Genomic DNA, 19,012 nt, shown 5'->3' on the forward strand with positions numbered 1-19,012 from the left:
CCTTTGCCAAGGAAGGATATTGTGATGTCCGATAATTCCGCGGATTTTGCCGCAGATGCGCCTGAGCCAAAAAGTGTCTTTGACGTCGCATTTCCAATGGCATTTGGCGTTGTAGCTCTCCTGACCACAACTGTATAGTTTGCTGCGATAGTGTGGGTTGCCTGGCAACCGATACGCGTTCTGCTGGGGTGCATCTTCGTATGAGCGAATTTAGCGGCCTCTCCGACCATTTCATTCTGCGGATGTACGAATTTATTCGGCAACAGATTCAAGCCGATGTGTTGGTTGGCACCCGCCTGGTCGGCCTGCCGGTAAAGCGTCGAGCGGACAAGCTTCTCCTGGAGATCGAAGACAGAGGTCTTTTTTGTAGCCCTATCGAATGGCCTGACCACCTGAAGGACCCGCCAGCGAAGCGACCGTCGGACGCCTGAGCACGACCTGAAACTGCTCGTGACGTAAGCACGCGGCGTACCAGCTGACCGGATCGCCCATCTGCACGGCCGCAGCTCACCGATGACCATCCGTGACCGGCTGAGGCACTTGAAAAACAGACTCGCAGGAAGCAGCCTTAGAATATTAACGCTGTCAGCCCGAGTGCAGCGCGGAGGGATTCGACCTCCGATAGCGGCGCAACAGCGTACGCATACGACGAAGACCGCCTGATTGACGCATGCGCGCGGGCGCGGCGGGCTCTATGATGGCGTTGCGTGAAGGTCAGGCGGCCTGCTGACCGGCGGCCTGGCGCAGAAGCTTCCATTCCCAGGGCAGCAGTTGTCAACGGGCAACGAACTTTCCGTGAGAATGGGCTTCCAAATTTCCCTAGGTGACGGCGACTATGGTTCGGGGATCAGCCGGGTATCGGGATCGTGATTGGTCCTTCCAGGCGGGCGGCCGCGGCGCTTGGGCTGCGGCTGGTTTGTGAGCGAGCGCGAGCGGACGTTTTCCGGTACGAGGGCGGCGTGCTGGCGGAGCCGATAGCTCGATCCCTCGATTTGGATAACAACGGCGTGGTGAAGCAGGCGATCAAGCAATGCTGTGGCGACGACGGCATCACCAAAAACCTCGCCCCATTCGGCGAAGCCGCGGTTAGAAGTGAGGATCATCGCGCCTTTTTCGTAGCGGGCGTTGACCAACTGGAAGAACAGATTGCCGCCGCCGGGCACGACCGGGAGGTAACCAATCTCGTCGACGACAAGGAGGGAGGCGCGGGCGAGGAACCGCAGGCGCTCGCGCAAGGTGCCTTCGCGTTCGGCTTTTGCGAGGGCGGTGACAATGTCGGCGAGCGTGGCGAACGCGACGCTCTTTCCGGCCTTCACGGCTTCGACCGCGAGCGCCGTCGCGAGATGGCTCTTGCCGGTGCCGGGCGGCCCGAGCAGATGGACCACATCGGCGCGGTCGATGAACTTCAATTCGGCAAGCGCCAGGATGCGATTGCGATCGAGCGAGGGCTGGAACGCGAAGTCGAAGCCTGCGAGCGTTTTAACAGTCGTCAGGCGCGACATTCTCAGCGCGGTGCTGACCCGCCGATTGTCACGCAACGTCAGCTCCTCGATAAGCAGCTGATCGAGTGCTTCAATCCAGGTGACCTCACCCTGTTCGACCCGCCGGAGCGTCGCATCGAGCATTTCCAGGGCACGCGGCATCTTGAGTGCGACCAGGCTTTTCTTGATGCTGTCGATCGCTGCCGGCTGCGTGTGGATGCTCATGGCCGGCCTCCCGATTGGGCGAGCCGCTTGCCGACGGCTTGGTAATACTCGAGCGACCGTCGTGGGATGTGATCGCCGGCCCGGCCGACGAGGGCTTCAGTCGCGCCAGGTCGCGGCCTGGATCGGTTGACCGCTTGGCGATGCTCGGGTGCGACGCGGGTTCGCCGGCGGCCTTCCAGAACGGGATGGACGGCAACGATTTGGCCTTGATCGAGAATGCGGATTACATCGGGCAATTGCTGCACCTCGACAATGCGGCGCGTGCGGTCCGGGACGCTGTAATAGTTGCCACCAATCGACACCAGCCCGTCGTGGCTGACGCGCCGCTCGAGCTTGAGCAACGCATCGAACGGCATTGCCGGCAACGCCTGCAACTCGGGCCTTTCAGCGGCAAACGCCTCGGCAACGACTTTCTGCGTTGTGCCGTGCACGCGCGCGTTGGCGACGTTGGTCAGCCAGTCGTCGAGCTGGGCGTTGAGATCGTCGAGATTGCAAAAGCTGCGAGCGAGGAAGAAGTCCTGCCGGATGTAGCTGAAGGGACGCTCGACCTTGCCCTTGGTTTTGGCGCGATATGGCCGGCATGCCCTCGGATGGAAGCCATAATGCTGTGCGAGGGCCAGCAGCGACGGGTTATATACGATGTGACCGTCGCCGTCCTCGCCCGTCACGGCGGTCTTCATGCGGTCGTAGAGGATTTCGAACGGCACGCCACCGATGGCCGCAAAAGCCTGCATGTGACAGCGCAGCAGCGTCTGCAGGTCTTGATGCATGACAAAGCGAGCGAAGATGAAGCGAGAATGCCCGAGTACCATCGAGAAGAGCCAGATGATCCGTGTCACTTCGGGCTCGTCAGTGAAGATGGTTACAAAGCGGGCAAAGTCGACTTGCGCTTGCTGGCCAGCCGGGGTTTCGAACCGTACTTCGAAGGGCTTAGGTGCGTTATCGGGACGGATCGCCGCCGCGAACCGCTTTACGGCTGTATAGGCGCCGGTATAGCCGCGCTCCCGAAGCTCTCGGGTCAGCCGGACAGCACTCAAGTCCGGGAAGGCAGCGATGCGCTCACGCAGGTATTCGAGATAGGGCGCGAGCTTGCCAGGCCGACCAGCCTGCCGTGGCCCGTAAGCGGGTGGTTCGAGACCGTGCGCGATATACTTGCGGATCGTTTCGGGTCGCGTCCCGTGCGCCGGGCAATAGCGCTGATTGACAAGCCCTGACGGTGAAGGTCCAAAATCACGACGAGATCTCCAAGCTGGATCATCCGTTCCGCCCCCGAATCAGTTCGGGCGACAGGATCGGATGCGGAAAGCCTGAAGGGGCCGCAGCGCTCCGGTATGTGGGGCCTACGCGCCGCGGCCCCTTCAGGCTGGAATGCCAGCTAGGGAATTTTCGATGCCCACAAATGGGGAGTATTCAACGCCCAGCGACAGCAGTTCGTGCAGACGCGAAGCGGGAAGATCGGCGATACGGGCGAGGACGTCGGCAAGCCAGGCCTTGGGATCGACGTCGTTGAGGCGACAGGTCGTGATCATCGTCAGCATGATGGCGGCACGGTCGGCGCCACGCTGGCTGCCGGCGAAGGTCCAGTTGCGCCTTCCCAAGGCGATGCCTCTCAATGCGCGCTCGGCACAATTGTTGGTCAAGCAGATCCTGCCATCGTCGAGGAAGCGGGCGAAGTCGTCCCAGCGCCTGAGCATGTAGTTGATCGGCTTCAGGACCTCGGAGGAGCGCGAGAGGGTTTCGCGCTCACGCAGCAACCAGGCGTGCATCTCCTCGAGAAGCGGCTTGCTGTTTTCCTGGCGCACGGCGCGCCGCTCGTCGGCGCCCCGGCCGTTGATGGCGCGCTCGATCTCGAACAACGCATCGAGGCGCTTGACCGCCTCCAGCGCGATCGGAGAGACCGGCTTGCCCTTCTTGCCTTCCCGAGCATTTTTCTCGATGTCAGCCAGCTCGAAGAAGCCCCGCCGCGCATGCGCCAGGCAAAATGCGGGCGTGATCGGCACCGCTTTCCGTTGCGGGTCGAACAACGGCTCGAAGCCGCTATAGCAATCCGCCTGCAGGATACCGGTGAAGGTGGCCAGATGCTTCTGGGGGTGCGCGCCGCGACGGTCACCCGAAGCGTAATAAACCGCCGCCGGCGGCGCAGGCCCGGCGAACGGCTGATCATCCCGCACATACGTCCAGATCCGTCCAGTCGTGCATTTGCTCTTCGCCAGGATGCGGATGGTGGTGTCGTCGCCATGCAGGCGCTCGGCCGTGAGCACATGGTGCTCGATCAGCCGGAACAGCGGCATGACGGCGAAGGTCCCGTGGCCGACCTGGTCGGCCAGCGTCGACAACGGCAAATCGATCCTCTCGGCCCTGAAGCGCACGCTCTGGCGGTTGAGCGGGATATGCATGCCGAACTTGTCGAACAGGATCGTCGCCAGCAATTGTGGGCCGATGAAGCCGCGCGGCGTGGCATGGAACGGCGCGGGCGGCTGACTGATCTTCTCGCAATCGCGGCAGGTGAACTTCTCGCGTACCGTCTCGATGACCTTGAAGCGGCGGGGAATCTCCTCCAGGGTCTTGGTCACATCCTCGCCGACCTTCGCCAGCCGCGATCCACCGCAGCAGGCGCAGGTCGTTGGAGCTTCAACGACGACGCGCTCGTGTTCGATATCGTCCGGCCAAGGCTTGCGAACCGGCCGCTTACGCGTGAAGGGACGGACGTTCTGCGTCTTCGCTGCCGCCACCTGCGCGGCGAGCTCATCCTCACTCGCCGTAGTGACGAGTTCCTCGAGCTCCAACTCCAACTGCTCGAGCAGCCGTGCCGAGCGCTCGGATCGCTGCCCGTGCAGTTCGCGTTTGAGCTTCTCGATCCGCAGCTCAAGATGTGCGATCAGCGCTTCGTTGTCCGACAACTCCGCCCGCGCACTAGCGGCATCCGCGACAGCGACATCGCGCTCAGCCTGCAACGCCTCTCGTTCAGCCAGCAGCGCAAGGTAGGCGCTCGCAAGGTCCGATGGAAGATCGTCCGGCTTCGATGTCATGAAGCCATTGAGTCAGATCGGGCCGCAACCTCAAACCCAAAACGGCTATCCGACCCGCGTCGGACGCTGGGTTTCTTGAGGGTTACGCCAATCGATCCCGGACAGAAGATAGCTCAACCGCGCCGGCGAGATCGTTACCGATTCACCGGCAACCGATGGCCAGATGAACTTTCCTCTCTCGAGTCTTTTTGTGAACAAGCAGGCTCCCTGGCCATCGTGCCAGATCGCCTTCACAAGATCACTACGGCAACCGCGGAAGACGAACAGATGACCGCTGAGCGGGTCTTTGTGCAGCACCTCCTGCACTTGGAGTGCCAGCGACGGAAAGCCTCTGCGCATATCCGTGTAGCCTGTCGCGAGCCACACTCGCACATTCCCCGGTATCGCAATCATCGGCGTCCAAGCACATCGAGGACCCGCGCCAGCGCCTCCGGATCGACGTACGCATCCACCCGGATGCACCGTCGGTTGCCGAGATCGATCTCCATCAATCCAGTACGCGCGGCTGCCACGGAGCGAGCTCGGCCATCAACCGTAGGCAAAAGCTTCGGAGTGTCCTCAGCCGATACCGCTGCGGCGGCGATCTGCACCGGCGTAAAAAGATGGTACAACTTGTTCCGATGTCCGTGCTTGTCGAGGCCAGGTAAACACCAGGCTGGCCGCTACTCCGTTGCGACGCGCAACCTCGGTCACCTTCGCGCCCGGCGCCAACGTCTCCTCGACAATCCGTGCCTTGTCGTCCTGCGACCAGCGCCGCCGCCGCTCCAGCCCGCCCAAAACCTCGACCCGCATCGCCTGATGACCTTAAAGCTAGACTAAAGGCCACACGCTTCGCGACTACCACCCGTCACGCAAGACGGCCCTCGTCGGAGGCGTACCGGAACGCGCCCTAAGCGAACCGTGCTTCCGGACCTGTTCAGACCGGCGGAACAGCCGCGCGGCTTGACATAGGCCAATGCGGGTTGGCACAATCGCCGGTATACTTCAGTCAGATTGCTACTTTATACCTGCTTTTTTTTATCGCGATCTGCTCCCTTCGAGTGAGCCACAAGCATGGATTTGAAAACGGACAGGATTACAGTGGGGACACGTTTCAAGCTCAGCGAACTCGGAAGGATTCGTTGTCCGGACCTCGCTGACCAAGTTGGCGTCGTTGTCGCCGTAAGCGCTCGCACCAGCGGCATCACTGTTTTGTTCGATGGTGCCCAACGACCTACCGTTTTGCACAGGGATTATATTAGCCCCAAGATCTGATCAGGTATTACTCCTAACGAACTACCTAATCAAAAGGCTCGTAGGGCTCCCTGCCGTGTCATAATTTGCTCTGTGTACAGTCGCAAACTTGTCACGACTCCGTACCCAGTTCTTCCAGTTTCCCTGCTTCAACAGATTTATAATTTCCACAACGGCCACCTCGGAGGGGGACGGGATTCATGGAGATATACCGAGCGGAAAAGATTTGCGTTGTCGAGGACAACTCAAGCAGGACCTGCCGGATTTGCGGCAAGAAAATGAAGCTTCTCCGGACAGTGGTGGACTCTGAAAGCGGAGGCATCACTCATATGTTCGAGTGCGGGTGCGGAAAGCGGCTCTGGGATGACTGAGGCGTCCCTCCGCAGGGGGCCAGCCACTTCAACAAAGACATCGCACCGCCCCAGACTGATGGCCGGTCTTCTTATCGTCGTGCCTGGTCGCGGGGGCACCCTGCCGACCAGGCGGTCGCGCGCCGTCGCCGACGCCAGCCCAAGCGATGGTTGCGCGGCCGTTCTGCATGCCAAATCAACATGCCATGCGTCCGCTCATCGGGAACATTGGATGCGAGAATTATCCTCGATACCAACCGGCGAGTGTCCAGAGCTCCCGTCCAAGAAAATACATCCACAGCCCGGTCGTACTCAGCAAGTCAAATATCAGCACAAGTTCCAACACACGGTCCGCAATTGGGCGATGTTCGATGTCGTGATCAGATGTAAGCAGCTGCGTCGCTTCCGACATAACTCTACCCTTCCAACGGGACGATGATCTTGCCGGGAAAAAACAGCAGAATGAGGATCGTAAATTGGCACGGGTTAATCGGCGGAAAAAATCTTTGGTTCCGATCCGATACCCTGGGCGGCAATTTCAGCGACACGTCCGGTTAACGCATATCGCTGCAGATGCAGAGGGGAAACACTCTCGTTCCGGGTTCCTGTCGGATCAGGAGCGCCCGTTTGATCTTTCAGCGCCGCAAACCTATTGGTCCAATTGCGAGGCGCGCGTTCCGAATTTCGCGAAGCAGCAGCACGCGTTTCGTTTGTGCGGCGTTGAGCAGACCTTCGAACAGCACGAACATCTCGCGCGCCTGGACGTAGACTTCCGTGGTGATGGCGTGTTGATCGAACCCATAGGACGCAAGGCGCGTGTCTATTTCTGTCGCAGCAATCGGGTCAATCCGCCAACTGAGGGCGTTTTGCAGCGTGTAGCATTCGGCCTCGGCTTGGGATTCGAATACGATTCCAGCCAAGTCGATACGTCGTAAGGTCGCCTCAATTGCCTTTTGGCGATAGGTCTCAAGCAATTTGTGGCGCAGCAGCCGGTAACGTTGGATTTCCCACGACAATTCGGCGACGTCGATGGCGAGCAGCCATTCGATCGCCGATCGCGGCGCGAGGTCGGCAAAGATCGCCTGTCGCAGCAGTTCGTAGTGTTCGAGACTCTCACCTGGCAATAGCAAAGGCGGCGGTGCCAAGGCCTCGAACTCGACCGGCAGCGCGGTCGCGGTGACCTGGCGCGAGGGTGGGAATGGCCTGTTCATCACGGCGAGGCCTCCGAACCAGCATGTATGAGCAGAGCCGCGCTAGCGAGTCCGGCATCGGTTGGATCGTGCGCGGGACTTGCCGCCCACAGCTCCTGTGCGATGGGCAGGGGAGAGATCTGCAGATTGGCCCACCAAGCGCGCTCGTTGCCTTGCCGGTGCAGCTCGTGGTGATGAGCGCGGCATAATGGAACCGTGAACTCGTCGCTGACCTTGCGGCCGAGGGTCCTGGGTTGAGCGAATTTGAGGTGGTGCGGATCGCACGGGGTGCGCTGGCAAACGAGGCAGCGCTGCTCCCGGACGAACAACAGGTGGGCCTTGCTGCGCTTGCGGGGTGGCTCCTTGGGATGGGCCAGCCCAGCCTCGTGCGCTGGCAGCGACGAATGCAGCGTGGCTTCGGTGTCCTCAGGCGATGCATGTTCTGGCACGCTGTCCCCGCGCACCGAGGGGGGCGGGCGGCCAGTGGCCGCCGCCGGACGGGTGGCAGCCTCCAGCCTGACTTGATAGGCGGCCTCGACGCGGCGGGCGTCCGGTTCCTGCAGGGTGTTCTTGAGCGGGAGGCTGGCCTTGGCCCAACTGAGGAGATCGGTGCCGGCGGACAGAGCTTCGAGCTGCCGCAACAGCTGCTCGCGGAGCGCGGCGGATTCGCCCGGCCGGAGCAGCCGCGCGCGGTGGAAGACGCGCTTGCCTGGGGAGGAGTTGAGGTTCGGCGGCGCTGCCCCCGGTGGACCCGCGACCGTATCTGGTGCGTCCAGATCGTCCTCGCCGGCAATGCCGACCAGCGCGAACAGCGCATAGCGCCGCGCATAGGTCAGCGCCGCGCCCATGCGGTGCGGAGCCTCAACATCCTTGGTGGCACAGACCGGCCAATCTGAGGAGATCCATTCGCCGGAGGCATGGGCGAGCAAAGTGGTGAGGTGGATGGTGTGCGTCGTGACTTCGGTCCGGGTGGTCTGGATGATGGCAATCTCGTGCCGGCTCAACGTTTTGCGCACGATGTCGAGGCCGGAGGCCAGCGAAGCGTAGTGGAAGGTGCGGTCGTCGTCGCGCAGAAATGGCGAGCGGATCTGAGCGGTCAGGGTCTTTTCCGGGTTGGTCAATTCGGCCTGCGCGCGCGCCAGCGCGGCTGCGATCGCACCGATATGTTCACTGGCCTGGTGCATGGACGCCCTCCATCTCGACCGGATCAAAGCTGATCGCGCCGGATTTGGCCCGCTTGGCGCGAACGCCGTGGCCGATCGCTTCCTTGGCGTCCTCGGGCATGAGCTTTTTGAGCTCGAGCTTGACGAGCTCGTGCTCGCCATGGGCGGCGCGGGTGCGCAAATAGGTGGCGGCACAGTCGGCCCAGAGATTGGAGGAGGTCATGTCGACCACCTTGACGGCGGCCAATCGTGGTCGCGGCGTCTCAACCCCAAACAGGGCCGGCGGCTCGCCGCTCTGGACGCAGCGCCAGAACTTCTTTTCGGCGGTGAGCAGCAGGTGCTGGTACAGCGGGTCGGCATGCACGGTGATCTCGACCCATTTGCCGCCGCCGGTGATGATCGAGAGCGCGGCGGAACGTGCCGCGACCACCCACATGTTGTGTTGCAGCTGCGCCATGTGCTTGTCGGCCGCGGCCTCGTCGGTGAAGGCCCAGGGCAGCATGAACTTGGCCTCGAACACCGCACCGGTCTCTGCAACCACGCCGTCGAGGGTGGCCGCCATCCAGCCGTGCACGGGATGCCGCACCCGCTTCTGAATATCGATGATGGCCTGTCCGGTGCAGCGCTGGTACCAGGCCCGGTTCAGCTCCTCGGTGACGGTGCCGAGCTGCACCACCAGGTTTTCCGACAAATCTTGCGGCGCGATCTCACCGCGCTTTTCCCGCCACAGGCGCGTGAGACTCTCCTGGTCATCGCCCATGATGATGCGCGCATCCGAGCCGCCGACAAAGTCGCGGCGGTCGCTGGGGGTGAATTTGATGACGGAACGCGGCGCCTCGGCGCCGTCAGCTGAGATCGTGGCCACCGGTATCTCCCTTGGGTTGATGCGGCTTGCCGCCGCACCAGCAAAAGCCCCGCTACCGCGAGGTGAGATACCAGGGCCATCGGTTGCGCCCGGTCCCCTTAAGTAACGCTCCTTTTGCGCGGGAATGCCAGTCAATTCTGCAGCAAGATTCTTGCTCTTTTGCGCCTAAATCCTTGATGCATCGGCGCTTTGGAGCGACGGTTTCTGCCGCGAGCAGCAGAGGCCTGCGGCATGGCGTCACAACGACAAATCGAAGCCAATCGTAGGAACGCGACGAGCAGTACGGGGCCCAAAACCGCTGCCGGGAAACGCCGGTGCTGTCGCAATGCCTTGCACCACGGCCTGGCGAGGCGCGAGCAGCGTGACGACGCGGCGATCGAAGGCCTTGCCGGGGCGATCCGCTCTGGCCTCGGGCCTGAAGTCGCGTCGGACATCGTGATCGAGATTGCTCGCGCCAAGTTGGAGCTGTCACGCGTACGCGCAATCCGACATGCGATGCTGGTCGCCATTTTGCGATGCCCGATCGCGGCCGGCGTCGCACGTCTCAAGGGCCTGGACCGGTACGAGCGCGCCGCCCTGGTCAGACAGAAGCGGGCGCTTCGGTGCCAAAGAACGACGGGCGGCTGACGTGCTGCGACCGAATTGGCTTCGTTCCGGATTATGCGCGCGGGCGTATTCCATCGATTACAGCGACTTCTGCATGGCCGCCGCGGTTGGGACGGGCGGAAATGCAGCAGGCCAATATGTCGGCAGGTGAGGATGGCGGCAATGCGCATCAAGAGGGAAGACGCCGAGCGACATGCTGTCCGACGCGCGAGCAATACGCGTTTCAGATCGATGTTCTGATGTCGCGGCAAACCGTGCCGCCCGTCGTGATCGAGCTCAAGGCGATTTTGTTCAGCTCTTACGACGTGGTGCGCTATTCGCCAAAGTGCCCCGGCCAAGAAGCCATCTAGTTTTATCTTCCTTATGGCTTTGTGGTCGTAGCGCTTGCGGCGCTGGGACGACGGCTTCTGAATCACAACGTGGATTTGATTTCGCCATGGCCACGCCGGACGCGTGCGGCCATTAGTACCGGCCTTTGTTCTTTGGTGCGCCGTCAGATCAAATGTGCGCAGCGGCTGGTGAGCTTGACCGGCTCCGGCCACATTCAATTGCGGCGCTATGAGAAGACGGTCGAGATCGACGCCTGATCACCCGGCGCCGGCACGCGCGATATGGCTAGCGCTCAGGAGGCGTCGCTACCGCCGCCGAAAATCGGCAGCCCCACTTCGATGGCGGGGTCGGACCAGGGATCTGATGCCCAGTACAGGAATTGGCTGAGGCAATCGACCTGATCGTCGTGCCGGCCGTTGGGGAAGGCGAGGATCTCGGTGAGAAAATCGGCCAGCCATGGCGCCTCGCCTGGTAGCAAAACCTGGCCGGCCTCGATCTTCGCCGACTGCGCCGCGAGCCGGTCCTGCTTGTCGCCTTTGGGCAGGATGCCGATCGGCTCGGGCATCCCGTCCGGTGGATCGTTCCGGAGATCCTGCCACAGCGACAAACCAAAGCTGGCTTTCTCGATCAAGATCGTATCGGCGCCAAACCGGCGCGCCAGCTCGGGGATTTTGCGGCGCAAATCCGGATAGACCATGCGGTCGCGAAAGACATCGAGCACATAGTATTTGGTCTTGCGCTTCAGAAAGGTGATGCATACCGAATAATCGTTGTTCTCGCCAATTCCCGCCGCCACATCCCAACTCTGCACGATGCGGTCGCCGGGCTGCTGCTCCGGAGCGCCAAGATAAGCTGGAAACCAGGCGCGTTTGAGCGCGTTGCCGCCGTCGGGAACTGGCTCCTGTAGATATTGCGCGAAGAATCGCTGACTACCCATCTCGCGCTTGAGCCGTTCCAGGACTGCTGCGCCCTCCCGCTCGGGCTGCAGCGGCTCGCCGCAGCGCCACTGCTTGACCCGGTCCGGTCCGATTGGGATCGTGCAATCGTCCGGCGCGATGGCGGGCAAACTCAGGTGGTGCCAATTGCCGGAGTGGAGCAGGTGGCCGGATAAGTCGTCGGGGTGCAAGCGTTGCATGACTACGATGATCTGGCCCGTTTGCTTATCGTCCAGACGCGACACCAACGTGCCTTGGTGCCAATTGATGACCTTGATGCGCTGCTTGGCCGAAAGGGCCTCATCTGGCTTGTGGGGGTCATCAATGATGATGAGGTTGGCGCCTCGGCCGGTCAATGTGCCCTCAACGGAGGTGGCGTAGCGGCAGCCGCCTTGCGTGGTCACCGCCTCAAGGCCGGTGTCCTTGGCGAGCCGCATCGCTGGAAAGATTCGTTGGTACCAATCGGACTCGATGACCATTTTGAATTGCCGGTGCAGTTCAAGGGCCAGCTCGTTAGAGTAACTAACGACGATGATGCGGCGCCGCGGATCATGGCCGAGCAGCCAGGCGACATAGGCGACCGACACGCAAACCGATTTCAGCGCCCGCGGCGGCATATTGACGAGCAGGCGCTGGATTTTGCCCTCCTGCACCTGCATCAGATGGTAGACCAGGGCCTCGATGTGCCAATTGTCGACGTAGGTCGCATCACGCGCGATGGTGTCGAAGCATTTCCAAACAAAAGAACAGAAATCGGTGCGCAGGACGGCCGATAAAACGCTCGCGCTCATGAACCATCCTCAGCTCGCAGCCGCCGTTGAACATAGGCATCAAGAATTGCTTGATCTCTCGCTTCCAGCGGCGCGTCGACCGCGATATCCGGGCGACTGTATTTTTCTCCAAGGCGGATGAATTGCTCGTTGGCACGCGGGTTGCCTTGAAGCGCCTCAAGACGCAGCCTCTCGAGGACGGCCCGCTGGGTGGTGATCTTTTTGGGGCGCCCATTTTTGGTAATGTTCACCGGGCTCTGCAGCGTCTCCTGCACATCGGTCTTGAAATTGCGGCTGCCCTTCGGGCGTCCCTTGGAATTGCCGGATTGTCCCGGCTTGAACTGGGAATGTTTGGGTGGTTTGCCGTAGCCCACCGTGTCGGCGGATGCGTTGGTGGGCGGCACCTCGGTGACGATCCGTTCGGTCGCGCCCGGGTTCTTGTTCGGGTTCAGACGTATGCGCTCGACCATGTGTGTCTCCAGTCAATTTGAATTTGCTGCTGCGACGCCGGCGGAAAAGGGCCGGCCGGTTTCGGCGTGATAGGCCGCTTGGCCTGTGAGGCGCTGCCAGCGTTGGATTGCGACGTCGACATAGAGCGGATTGAGTTCGAGCAGCCGGGCGCGCCGGCCGGTCTTTTCAGCCGCAATCATGGTGGTGCCGGCGCCGCCGAACGGATCCAGAATGATGTCGCGAGGTTTGGAGCAGTCGCGGATGGCATCCGCGACCATGGCGACCGGCTTGACGGTCGGGTGCAGCGCGAGCTTGCTTTTGGCGGTCCCGCTCAGCGCGCTCTGGCTGACGTAGTTCCAGACATTGGTGCGGTTGCGGCCATGACGGCCGAGGGCGATGTTGTTGATGTGCGGGGCGGTGCCGAACTTGTAGACGAAGATGAACTCATGTTGCGACCGGTACAGCGAGCCCATCCCGGCATTGCTCTTGTTCCAGACGCAGATATTTTTGAGTTCGGAAAAGACGGCGGCGCCGGCCGCCAGCAATTCCGGTGTATGGCGCCAATCCATGCAGACGAAGTGGATCGCACCGTTGCGGGAGGCCTTCGCCGCGTTTCCCAAGGTCGTTGCTAGGAAGGCACGAAATTCAGACGGCGAAAGCTCGCCTTTGCCCATCGGAAAATCATGTCGCCCTGCGGACTTCGCGCGCGTCACATGTCCTTCGATCGCCACGTTGTAGGGCGGATCCATGAATGCCATGCCGGCTTGCTCTGAGCCGAGTAGATTCGCAAAGCTCTCAGGATTGAGAGCGTTGGCACATAAAATCATGTGGTCGCCGCATTTGAAATGGTCGCCGACTTGAGACACGGGAGCAGTTTGCTCCTCCGCCGGCGGAAGCTCGTCCTCTTGGTCGAGCCCGCCATCGTCCAGCATGGTATCGAGTTCGCCGACGTCGATGCCGAACGTGACATCAACATCGAGCGTCAGGATCTCCTGGATCTCGAGCTTTAGCTCGGGGTCATTCCAGCGGGTATATTCCGGGATCTTGTTGAGCGCCACCCTAAGGCCGCGCTGTTTGGCCTCTGACAGATCGGAGATGCACACGGCCGGAAACTCGCGAATTCCGAGTTGCTTGGCGGCGCGCACCAAAGCCCAGCCATCGATCACCCTGTGGTCTGGACCGACGAGAACCGGCAACGCGACTCCATAGGTCTGCAGGCTCTCTATGATTTGTTGAATTTGTGCCGACGAATGCTGGCGGATATCTCGCCCCAATGGCGGCTTGAGCTCGTCAATTGGCTTGAGGACGGCATTTAGCGCACGAAGAAAAAGGTCCGGTGCTCGCTGCTTAATTCTAGTCGGTGAGGTCACGCAGTCTCTCCAATCATCATGATGGTCGTACGACCGATTTGCGCGAGGATAGAGCGACAACATGCCTTCCGGTGCAGCATCTAGCGCAATGCCGTTGTTGCGGTAGTTGCGGTGGGCCGCTCACCTCCGCAAAATTGCGCGCGTTCGGGTGGACTGCAACGTAGCGTGATGCGGTGGCTGACTTACTTGCGGCGGCCCGCGGCTCGCAAGATCGTGTCCTGCTGAGATATCGGCAGACGCTGGTCCTTTAGCCATTTGATGATGAGATCAACGAGTCGATCGTTTGGCAGATCATGCTGAGGCGGCACGCCATCGGGCCAAAGCGCTTTGATAGCGATTTCTGCAGCCTCGCGCTGGGGCCGTCGGCGATGTTTTTTCGCCGGTAGCGCGGTCGATCCGACGCCAGGCAACAGGATCGCCGTCACGTCAGCCTTGGAAAGCTCGAAGCGCTCCAGATGCCACGGTCCGTGATGGTGGCGGTCGCGAACACGCCAGGGTTTGACCGATCCTGAACGCTCCCAATCGAAGTCCTCCGGCGTGAGGTTGGCCGGACATATGAGCTGGTTGCCACAAGCTATTTCGGTGGACTTCATTGGCCCGCTCGCTTGATTCGCCAATTTGGCGCGGAATCCAACGGCGCCGTCGGCTAGGGCGCGACAGATGTCCCATCGGGCTTGCTCTTGCGTACAGCCGCTCGCAGTCATGAGCCGCTCAGCCGCTGCTGAGAGACTTTCCCACCCAGATGTGTAGACCACAGCGATCCTCCTTTATTCAAAATAGAGTGGGCGGAATGATCAAGGGCTTCATCCGCGTTGTCTCGACAGATGCCAATTTCGGGAGCTAGCAAGATTAACGGATAGTGCGAGGGATTCGTTTCCGGAGTCAGGCTGGTCCGAGCCGGTGCCGGTGTTTAAGGAATCCATATCGGCACTATCTTGATACCGCTTTGTAACGCTACGCGGGTCGCGCAAACCGCCGTCCGGCAACATCGTTGCTTTCAGCCGATGCTGAAGCTCCCCACCCCGTGACAACGCTACGCACAGCGCCATGACGGACGCGGGCCGAGGCGCGCAATCCGAACGCGGAGCACAGAGTTTCGAGGCGGGCAATGTTGCACGGTACGAATCTTACGGTGCTGGACAGTGCGCTTGTTGACGCGGGCTGGACCGCGCGAGCCCGTGATGACGGCCAAGTCATCGTGCGCGCACTAGCTGCGCTTGCGCAAATTCGCGGTTTGCAGCCGACGTCCGGCCGCGCTGTTGGGAGGCAGCAGACCGGGCCGTCGCATCAGCGCCCTTGCGGCCCAACAGCTGGCGACCATGCCCGCGCCTCGCCGACCTTTCTCGCCGTCGTGCTGTTTGCACCGGTCATCCCCCAAGGCGCGCGTTCGGCAGCCAAACCGAGGTTTCCAGATTTCAATTGCAACGACCGCTCTTGTTCCTGTACCGGGTTCGCCCAACGTTTCCCGCTTCCCTGATTCGGGGCCACATATCCCTGTTCTCATCGGCGAATTTCCCTGTTCCGATTTTGACGCTTCGCCGTCGAGATGCTCGGGATTTCAAGGCTGTTCTGGCTTTTTTTCTTGCGGTCGTAGCAGCCTTGTTCGGCGATTCCCTGTAGAATTCCCTGTTAGCAGGCAATTTGGTGAAGGTTGGTCCGGGGTTGACCGCCGCCGCCGATCTGACCGAGAAAGGCCGCCTGCAAGGGAGCAACCGTTGAGCCGAAACTTTCCCGGTCCGCAGCCCTGGAGTTGTCATGACCGATGATACGCACACGATCCGCAGTGGCGGCCTCTGCGCCACCATCAAGGCGCAAGGCGCCGAGATGTGCTCGCTGAGGCACGATGACGGCACTGAATTCGTCTGGCAGGCAGGTCCGGCCTGGCCGCGTCACGCGCCCCTGCTGTTTCCGATCGTCGGGCGTCTCGCCAATGACGAGTTGCGGCACCGGGGCAAGAGGTACCGGCTCACCCAGCACGGTTTTGCGCGCGACAACCGTTTCGTCTGGGCGGAGCGCGGCGACAGCCGCTGCGTGCTGGTGCTCGAGGACAGCGAGGCGACGCGCGCGCTCTATCCGTTCGCATTCCGCCTGACGGCAGCCTATGCGCTCGACGACACGGGTCTCGATCTCACGCTCACGGTCACCAATACAGGCAAGGAGACATTGCCGGCATCGGTCGGTGGTCATCCCGCGTTCAACTGGCCGCTTCAGGCAGGCGTGACGAAGGAGAGTTATGCGCTCACCTTCGCGCAGGCGGAGCCGTCGCCTATCCGTCGTGTCGAGGGTGGGTTGATGCGCGTAGCCGCGGAGCCGAGCCCTGTCCAAGGCACGGTGTTGCCCTTGTCCGAATCTCTGTTCGTCGATGATGCCGTGATTTTCGATCAGATCAACAGCACTGCGGTCCGCTACGCTTCCGGGGATGGCGGCGGGCCCTGGCTCACAATGTCCTGGCGCGGTTTTCGTGAGCTCGGCGTTTGGTCAAAAACGTCAGGCGCGCCGTTCCTCTGCATCGAGCCCTGGCGCGGTTATGCGAGCCCGATCGGCTTCGAGGGCGAATTCGTCGACAAGCCCGGCCTGATGCACATCGTACCAGGGGCCGAAGAGCAGTTCTTGTTCCGGATCGAGGTCGGAGTGGCCTGAGCATCACATCGTAGAGGTCGCCGATGTGATCGAAATGGCGCGCGGCAAGCCGCACCGGGCCTTAAGCGCTCAGCGCATGCCTGCCGCGGGACCCGCGATGATCGGTTGAAGGGTGGAGCGGCTCGATCCCGCGGACGTCAGGCGGCGCGCGAGATCCTGCGCGCGCCGTTCGATCAGATGCCAGGTGGCGCGCGCGACGAGATAGCTCGAAGCGGTGGTGGTGACATAGACGAGCAGCAGCGATGCCAATCCATCGGCGAACGGCCAGACCCGATGCAGGCCGTAGATCACCGCGAAATGCGACAGGTACATCGAATAGGAGTTGCGGCCGAGCGCCTCGAGCGGCGCGAAACGGAGTGCAAGACGAATGCACCAGAACACGAGCGCGCCGATCACGAGGTTGATCAGGAGATAGTTGAACTCGTGTGCCCCGCTTGCGCGGTTGGCGACAAAGGAAAGCGCGATGGAGCCGGCGAGGATCGCGGCGTCCGAATTGGTGAAGCCGTCGCGCAGCGCGAAGAACAGCGCACAGCCGACCAGGAAGACCGGCAGCTGGTTCAGGAAGCTGATGTGCAGCGTGGTCCAGACGAAGGATTCCTGGCCGGGCCCGTAATAGGCCAGGAACTGCTCGAACGCCCATGTCTTGAACAAACCGACATTGACCAGGTGCAGCACGATCGCGAGCAGCAGATAGAGATTGCGACGCGATCCGAATGCCGTGATCACGAGCGGGAAGACGAGATAGAAGGTCATTTCGGCGGCAATCGACCAGTCGCCCGGCACGACGCTGTTGACGCTGTCCGGCCAGAAGCCGTGCAGGAAGGTCGCGGTCAGGATCACCTGGAGCGGTCCGATGCCATCAGGCGCGTTGTAGCTCGGCCCGGTGCCGTTGATGAAAAGATAGACCGGGATCGCGAGCCAGAACAGCGGCGCAATGCGCAGGAAGCGGCGGATATAGAATTTGCGCGTCGCATCTGCCTCGGTGCGTTGTGTCCACATCAGGCACATCGTGATGGCGCTGACGAAGTAGAATATGTTGACGCCGGTCCAACCGTACAGGAGGGCGTCGTCGAGCGCGTGGATATGCGACGGAAAGGATTGCGAAACGTGGATCGCGATCACCGCGGCGATGGCGATGCCGCGCAGGACGTCGAGCGTGTGCGAACGGCCGAACGACGCCGCGCCTGTATCGGTTCGACCGGCCAACCAGGCCTGCCCCTGCATCACGCTTGCTCCGTGGTCTTGCGCGTCTGTCGCGCTTGCGAGCTGAAAGCATAGAGGCGGTGCCGACCGAACCGAAGCGGAAGCCTCTTCTTGCGTTAACCATCGGTTGAATCCGGATTCGGACGAGCGGGATTGGTAGTGCCGGCGAGCCGCCGAAGCTGATCTCCCCAACGGTCGATGCGCCCAGTGAGAAGAGTGAGACAATTCATAGTTAACACTGCATGACCGTGGTCTACACTGTTTGGGCGACACAACACGGCAGGGCAGCGCATCACGCGGCGACTCGAATTATCGAGCCCGGCCGCAGGCACACAGGACAACCCCGCTGGTGGCGCGGTTCCGCAGTGAACGACTGTCAACGCGAGGCCGCCTGTTTCCACCTTGCTTCGATGCGGGCCTTGATGCGGCTGATCCTGATCTCATGCGCGGCCCAGTATGCGCGGCTCGCGGCCGCCGTGCCTCGGCGGAAGTGGGCATAGACGTCCTCGGGCCTCGCCATCTCGGGCTGCGTCTGCGGTCTTTCAGTTCGTGCTGGTTTTTTCCTCGCATGCACCGCCACCGCTGTCTCCGGCGTGGTCGCCGATGCCGGCGTTGCTGCAACCTGGCTGACCTCGGCCGCCGACCTCGTGGCGTGAAGCCGGTTGCGGGCGCGATTGCAATAGACCTGGGACGAAGGGGTCATCTCCTCGTCGTCGTGGCCCGAGCGATATTTCGCCAACGCGCGACAGAGGTCGCCGCCGGCCAGACGCCATGCGCGGCTGAGATAAAGCACGCCGTAATGAATGTTGAGGTCGGGTTCTGCGAGCTCGCCGGCATTTCCCTTGAACCCGAACGTCGCGGCGGTCTCGAGCCGCAGCTGCATCAGGCCGAGCTCGCCGGCGCTGCCGACCACGGCCGAGTTGTAGCCGCTTTCGACGAAGACGACGGCCTCGGCAACATCGGCCGGCAGATTGGTCCGCGCCGTCTCGCGTTCGATGATCTTTCGGATCTCGATTCTCGATGTTGTTGTTTCGGCCGCGCCCAGGTCGGCATCCCCGGCCTGGGCACAGGTTGATGCCGACAGCAGCACGGCCGTCACGACGTGCTTCCACGTCGCGTTGAGACTTGCTTGTTTCGGACCCCGCCGCATGGAGCCCGTCGTACGGCATTGG

General features: G+C 61.8%; 18 protein-coding genes and 1 pseudogene. 5 read left to right on the forward strand and 14 right to left on the reverse strand.

Annotated elements, in window-relative coordinates:
- Positions 1 to 200 precede the first annotated feature (200 nt).
- Positions 201 to 431, forward strand: coding sequence for a hypothetical protein (locus ACVIIW_RS18125; RefSeq protein WP_456701958.1), 231 nt, complete (start codon positions 201 to 203; stop codon positions 429 to 431).
- Positions 432 to 833: 402 nt separating this feature from the next.
- Here the strand turns inward: ACVIIW_RS18125 and istB are convergent, their stop codons facing one another.
- From istB to ACVIIW_RS18165, 8 genes and pseudogenes are all read right to left on the reverse strand, one after another.
- Positions 834 to 1,706 carry an IS21-like element helper ATPase IstB gene (gene istB / locus ACVIIW_RS18130; RefSeq protein ID WP_456701959.1) on the reverse strand — a complete coding sequence of 291 codons (873 nt, stop codon included), beginning with the start codon at positions 1,704 to 1,706 and terminating at the stop codon, positions 834 to 836.
- Positions 1,703 to 2,964: pseudogene (gene istA, locus ACVIIW_RS18135) on the reverse strand (IS21 family transposase). The gene istB and the pseudogene istA overlap by 4 nt, the downstream one beginning before the upstream one ends.
- A 100-nt stretch (positions 2,965 to 3,064) precedes the next feature.
- Complete coding sequence (gene tnpC, locus ACVIIW_RS18140; RefSeq protein ID WP_456701960.1) at positions 3,065 to 4,735, reverse strand: IS66 family transposase; 1,671 nt, start codon at positions 4,733 to 4,735, stop codon at positions 3,065 to 3,067.
- Between the two features lie 45 nt (positions 4,736 to 4,780).
- Positions 4,781 to 5,128, reverse strand: coding sequence for an IS66 family insertion sequence element accessory protein TnpB (tnpB, locus tag ACVIIW_RS18145; protein WP_456701961.1), 348 nt, complete (start codon positions 5,126 to 5,128; stop codon positions 4,781 to 4,783).
- A 165-nt stretch (positions 5,129 to 5,293) separates the two neighbouring features.
- The gene (locus ACVIIW_RS18150) at positions 5,294 to 5,527 is read right to left on the reverse strand and encodes a transposase (RefSeq protein ID WP_456701962.1); all 234 of its coding nucleotides are present in this window, start codon (positions 5,525 to 5,527) and stop codon (positions 5,294 to 5,296) included.
- Positions 5,528 to 6,953: 1,426 nt separating this feature from the next.
- Positions 6,954 to 7,529, reverse strand: coding sequence for a hypothetical protein (locus ACVIIW_RS18155; protein WP_456705190.1), 576 nt, complete (start codon positions 7,527 to 7,529; stop codon positions 6,954 to 6,956).
- On the reverse strand, positions 7,529 to 8,692 hold the full coding sequence (locus ACVIIW_RS18160; RefSeq protein ID WP_456701963.1) for an ERF family protein: 1,164 nt from the start codon (positions 8,690 to 8,692) through the stop codon (positions 7,529 to 7,531). Before ACVIIW_RS18160 ends, ACVIIW_RS18155 begins: the two co-directional genes overlap by 1 nt.
- Positions 8,676 to 9,536 carry a YqaJ viral recombinase family protein gene (locus ACVIIW_RS18165; protein ID WP_456701964.1) on the reverse strand — a complete coding sequence of 287 codons (861 nt, stop codon included), beginning with the start codon at positions 9,534 to 9,536 and terminating at the stop codon, positions 8,676 to 8,678. The genes ACVIIW_RS18160 and ACVIIW_RS18165 overlap by 17 nt, the downstream gene beginning before the upstream one ends.
- Positions 9,537 to 9,767: 231 nt before the next feature.
- Between ACVIIW_RS18165 and ACVIIW_RS18170 the strand changes: the two genes are divergently transcribed.
- The 3 genes from ACVIIW_RS18170 (at position 9,768) to ACVIIW_RS18180 (ending at position 10,729) form a co-directional block, all read left to right on the forward strand.
- A complete protein-coding gene (locus tag ACVIIW_RS18170) occupies positions 9,768 to 10,163 on the forward strand; it encodes a hypothetical protein (protein ID WP_456701965.1) in 396 nt (131 codons plus the stop codon).
- Between the two features lie 101 nt (positions 10,164 to 10,264).
- A complete protein-coding gene (locus ACVIIW_RS18175) occupies positions 10,265 to 10,492 on the forward strand; it encodes a hypothetical protein (protein ID WP_456701966.1) in 228 nt (75 codons plus the stop codon).
- A gap of 69 nt (positions 10,493 to 10,561) precedes the next feature.
- Positions 10,562 to 10,729, forward strand: a complete 168-nt coding sequence (locus tag ACVIIW_RS18180) for a hypothetical protein (RefSeq protein ID WP_456701967.1) — start codon at positions 10,562 to 10,564, stop codon at positions 10,727 to 10,729.
- Positions 10,730 to 10,764: 35 nt separating this feature from the next.
- Here the strand turns inward: ACVIIW_RS18180 and terL are convergent, their stop codons facing one another.
- The 4 genes from terL to ACVIIW_RS18200 form a co-directional block, all read right to left on the reverse strand.
- Positions 10,765 to 12,198, reverse strand: a complete 1,434-nt coding sequence (gene terL / locus ACVIIW_RS18185; protein ID WP_456701968.1) for a phage terminase large subunit — start codon at positions 12,196 to 12,198, stop codon at positions 10,765 to 10,767.
- On the reverse strand, positions 12,195 to 12,647 hold the full coding sequence (locus ACVIIW_RS18190) for a DUF5681 domain-containing protein (RefSeq protein WP_456701969.1): 453 nt from the start codon (positions 12,645 to 12,647) through the stop codon (positions 12,195 to 12,197). The genes terL and ACVIIW_RS18190 overlap by 4 nt, the downstream gene beginning before the upstream one ends.
- A 12-nt stretch (positions 12,648 to 12,659) precedes the next feature.
- Complete coding sequence (locus ACVIIW_RS18195; RefSeq protein WP_456701970.1) at positions 12,660 to 13,997, reverse strand: site-specific DNA-methyltransferase; 1,338 nt, start codon at positions 13,995 to 13,997, stop codon at positions 12,660 to 12,662.
- A 182-nt stretch (positions 13,998 to 14,179) separates the two neighbouring features.
- Positions 14,180 to 14,590 carry a hypothetical protein gene (locus ACVIIW_RS18200; protein WP_456701971.1) on the reverse strand — a complete coding sequence of 137 codons (411 nt, stop codon included), beginning with the start codon at positions 14,588 to 14,590 and terminating at the stop codon, positions 14,180 to 14,182.
- Between the two features lie 1,162 nt (positions 14,591 to 15,752).
- Between ACVIIW_RS18200 and ACVIIW_RS18205 the strand changes: the two genes are divergently transcribed.
- Entirely contained in the window at positions 15,753 to 16,637 is an 885-nt protein-coding gene (locus ACVIIW_RS18205; protein ID WP_456701972.1) for an aldose 1-epimerase family protein, read from the forward strand.
- A 69-nt stretch (positions 16,638 to 16,706) separates the two neighbouring features.
- Here ACVIIW_RS18205 and ACVIIW_RS18210 read toward each other — a convergent pair whose 3' ends face one another.
- Together ACVIIW_RS18210 and ACVIIW_RS18215 are read right to left on the reverse strand one after the other, a co-directional pair.
- Entirely contained in the window at positions 16,707 to 17,861 is a 1,155-nt protein-coding gene (locus ACVIIW_RS18210; RefSeq protein WP_456701973.1) for an acyltransferase family protein, read from the reverse strand.
- 355 nt (positions 17,862 to 18,216) lie between these two features.
- Entirely contained in the window at positions 18,217 to 18,939 is a 723-nt protein-coding gene (locus tag ACVIIW_RS18215) for a transglycosylase SLT domain-containing protein (RefSeq protein WP_456701974.1), read from the reverse strand.
- Positions 18,940 to 19,012: the final 73 nt, after the last annotated feature.

It is taken from the genome of Bradyrhizobium sp. USDA 4449 (assembly GCF_054056275.1).

Bases quoted from the DNA above. Each gene is read 5' to 3' on its own strand.
- ACVIIW_RS18125 (WP_456701958.1), top strand. From the start codon at position 201: ATGAGCGAATTTAGCGGCCTCTCCGACCATTTCATTCTGCGGATGTAC.
- istB (WP_456701959.1), bottom strand. From the start codon at position 1,706: ATGAGCATCCACACGCAGCCGGCAGCGATCGACAGCATCAAGAAAAGC.
- tnpC (WP_456701960.1), bottom strand. From the start codon at position 4,735: ATGACATCGAAGCCGGACGATCTTCCATCGGACCTTGCGAGCGCCTAC.
- tnpB (WP_456701961.1), bottom strand. From the start codon at position 5,128: ATGATTGCGATACCGGGGAATGTGCGAGTGTGGCTCGCGACAGGCTAC.
- ACVIIW_RS18150 (WP_456701962.1), bottom strand. From the start codon at position 5,527: ATGCGGGTCGAGGTTTTGGGCGGGCTGGAGCGGCGGCGGCGCTGGTCG.
- ACVIIW_RS18155 (WP_456705190.1), bottom strand. From the start codon at position 7,529: ATGAACAGGCCATTCCCACCCTCGCGCCAGGTCACCGCGACCGCGCTG.
- ACVIIW_RS18160 (WP_456701963.1), bottom strand. From the start codon at position 8,692: ATGCACCAGGCCAGTGAACATATCGGTGCGATCGCAGCCGCGCTGGCG.
- ACVIIW_RS18170 (WP_456701965.1), top strand. From the start codon at position 9,768: ATGGCGTCACAACGACAAATCGAAGCCAATCGTAGGAACGCGACGAGC.
- ACVIIW_RS18175 (WP_456701966.1), top strand. From the start codon at position 10,265: ATGCAGCAGGCCAATATGTCGGCAGGTGAGGATGGCGGCAATGCGCAT.
- terL (WP_456701968.1), bottom strand. From the start codon at position 12,198: ATGAGCGCGAGCGTTTTATCGGCCGTCCTGCGCACCGATTTCTGTTCT.
- ACVIIW_RS18190 (WP_456701969.1), bottom strand. From the start codon at position 12,647: ATGGTCGAGCGCATACGTCTGAACCCGAACAAGAACCCGGGCGCGACC.
- ACVIIW_RS18200 (WP_456701971.1), bottom strand. From the start codon at position 14,590: ATGAAGTCCACCGAAATAGCTTGTGGCAACCAGCTCATATGTCCGGCC.
- ACVIIW_RS18205 (WP_456701972.1), top strand. From the start codon at position 15,753: ATGACCGATGATACGCACACGATCCGCAGTGGCGGCCTCTGCGCCACC.
- ACVIIW_RS18210 (WP_456701973.1), bottom strand. From the start codon at position 17,861: ATGCAGGGGCAGGCCTGGTTGGCCGGTCGAACCGATACAGGCGCGGCG.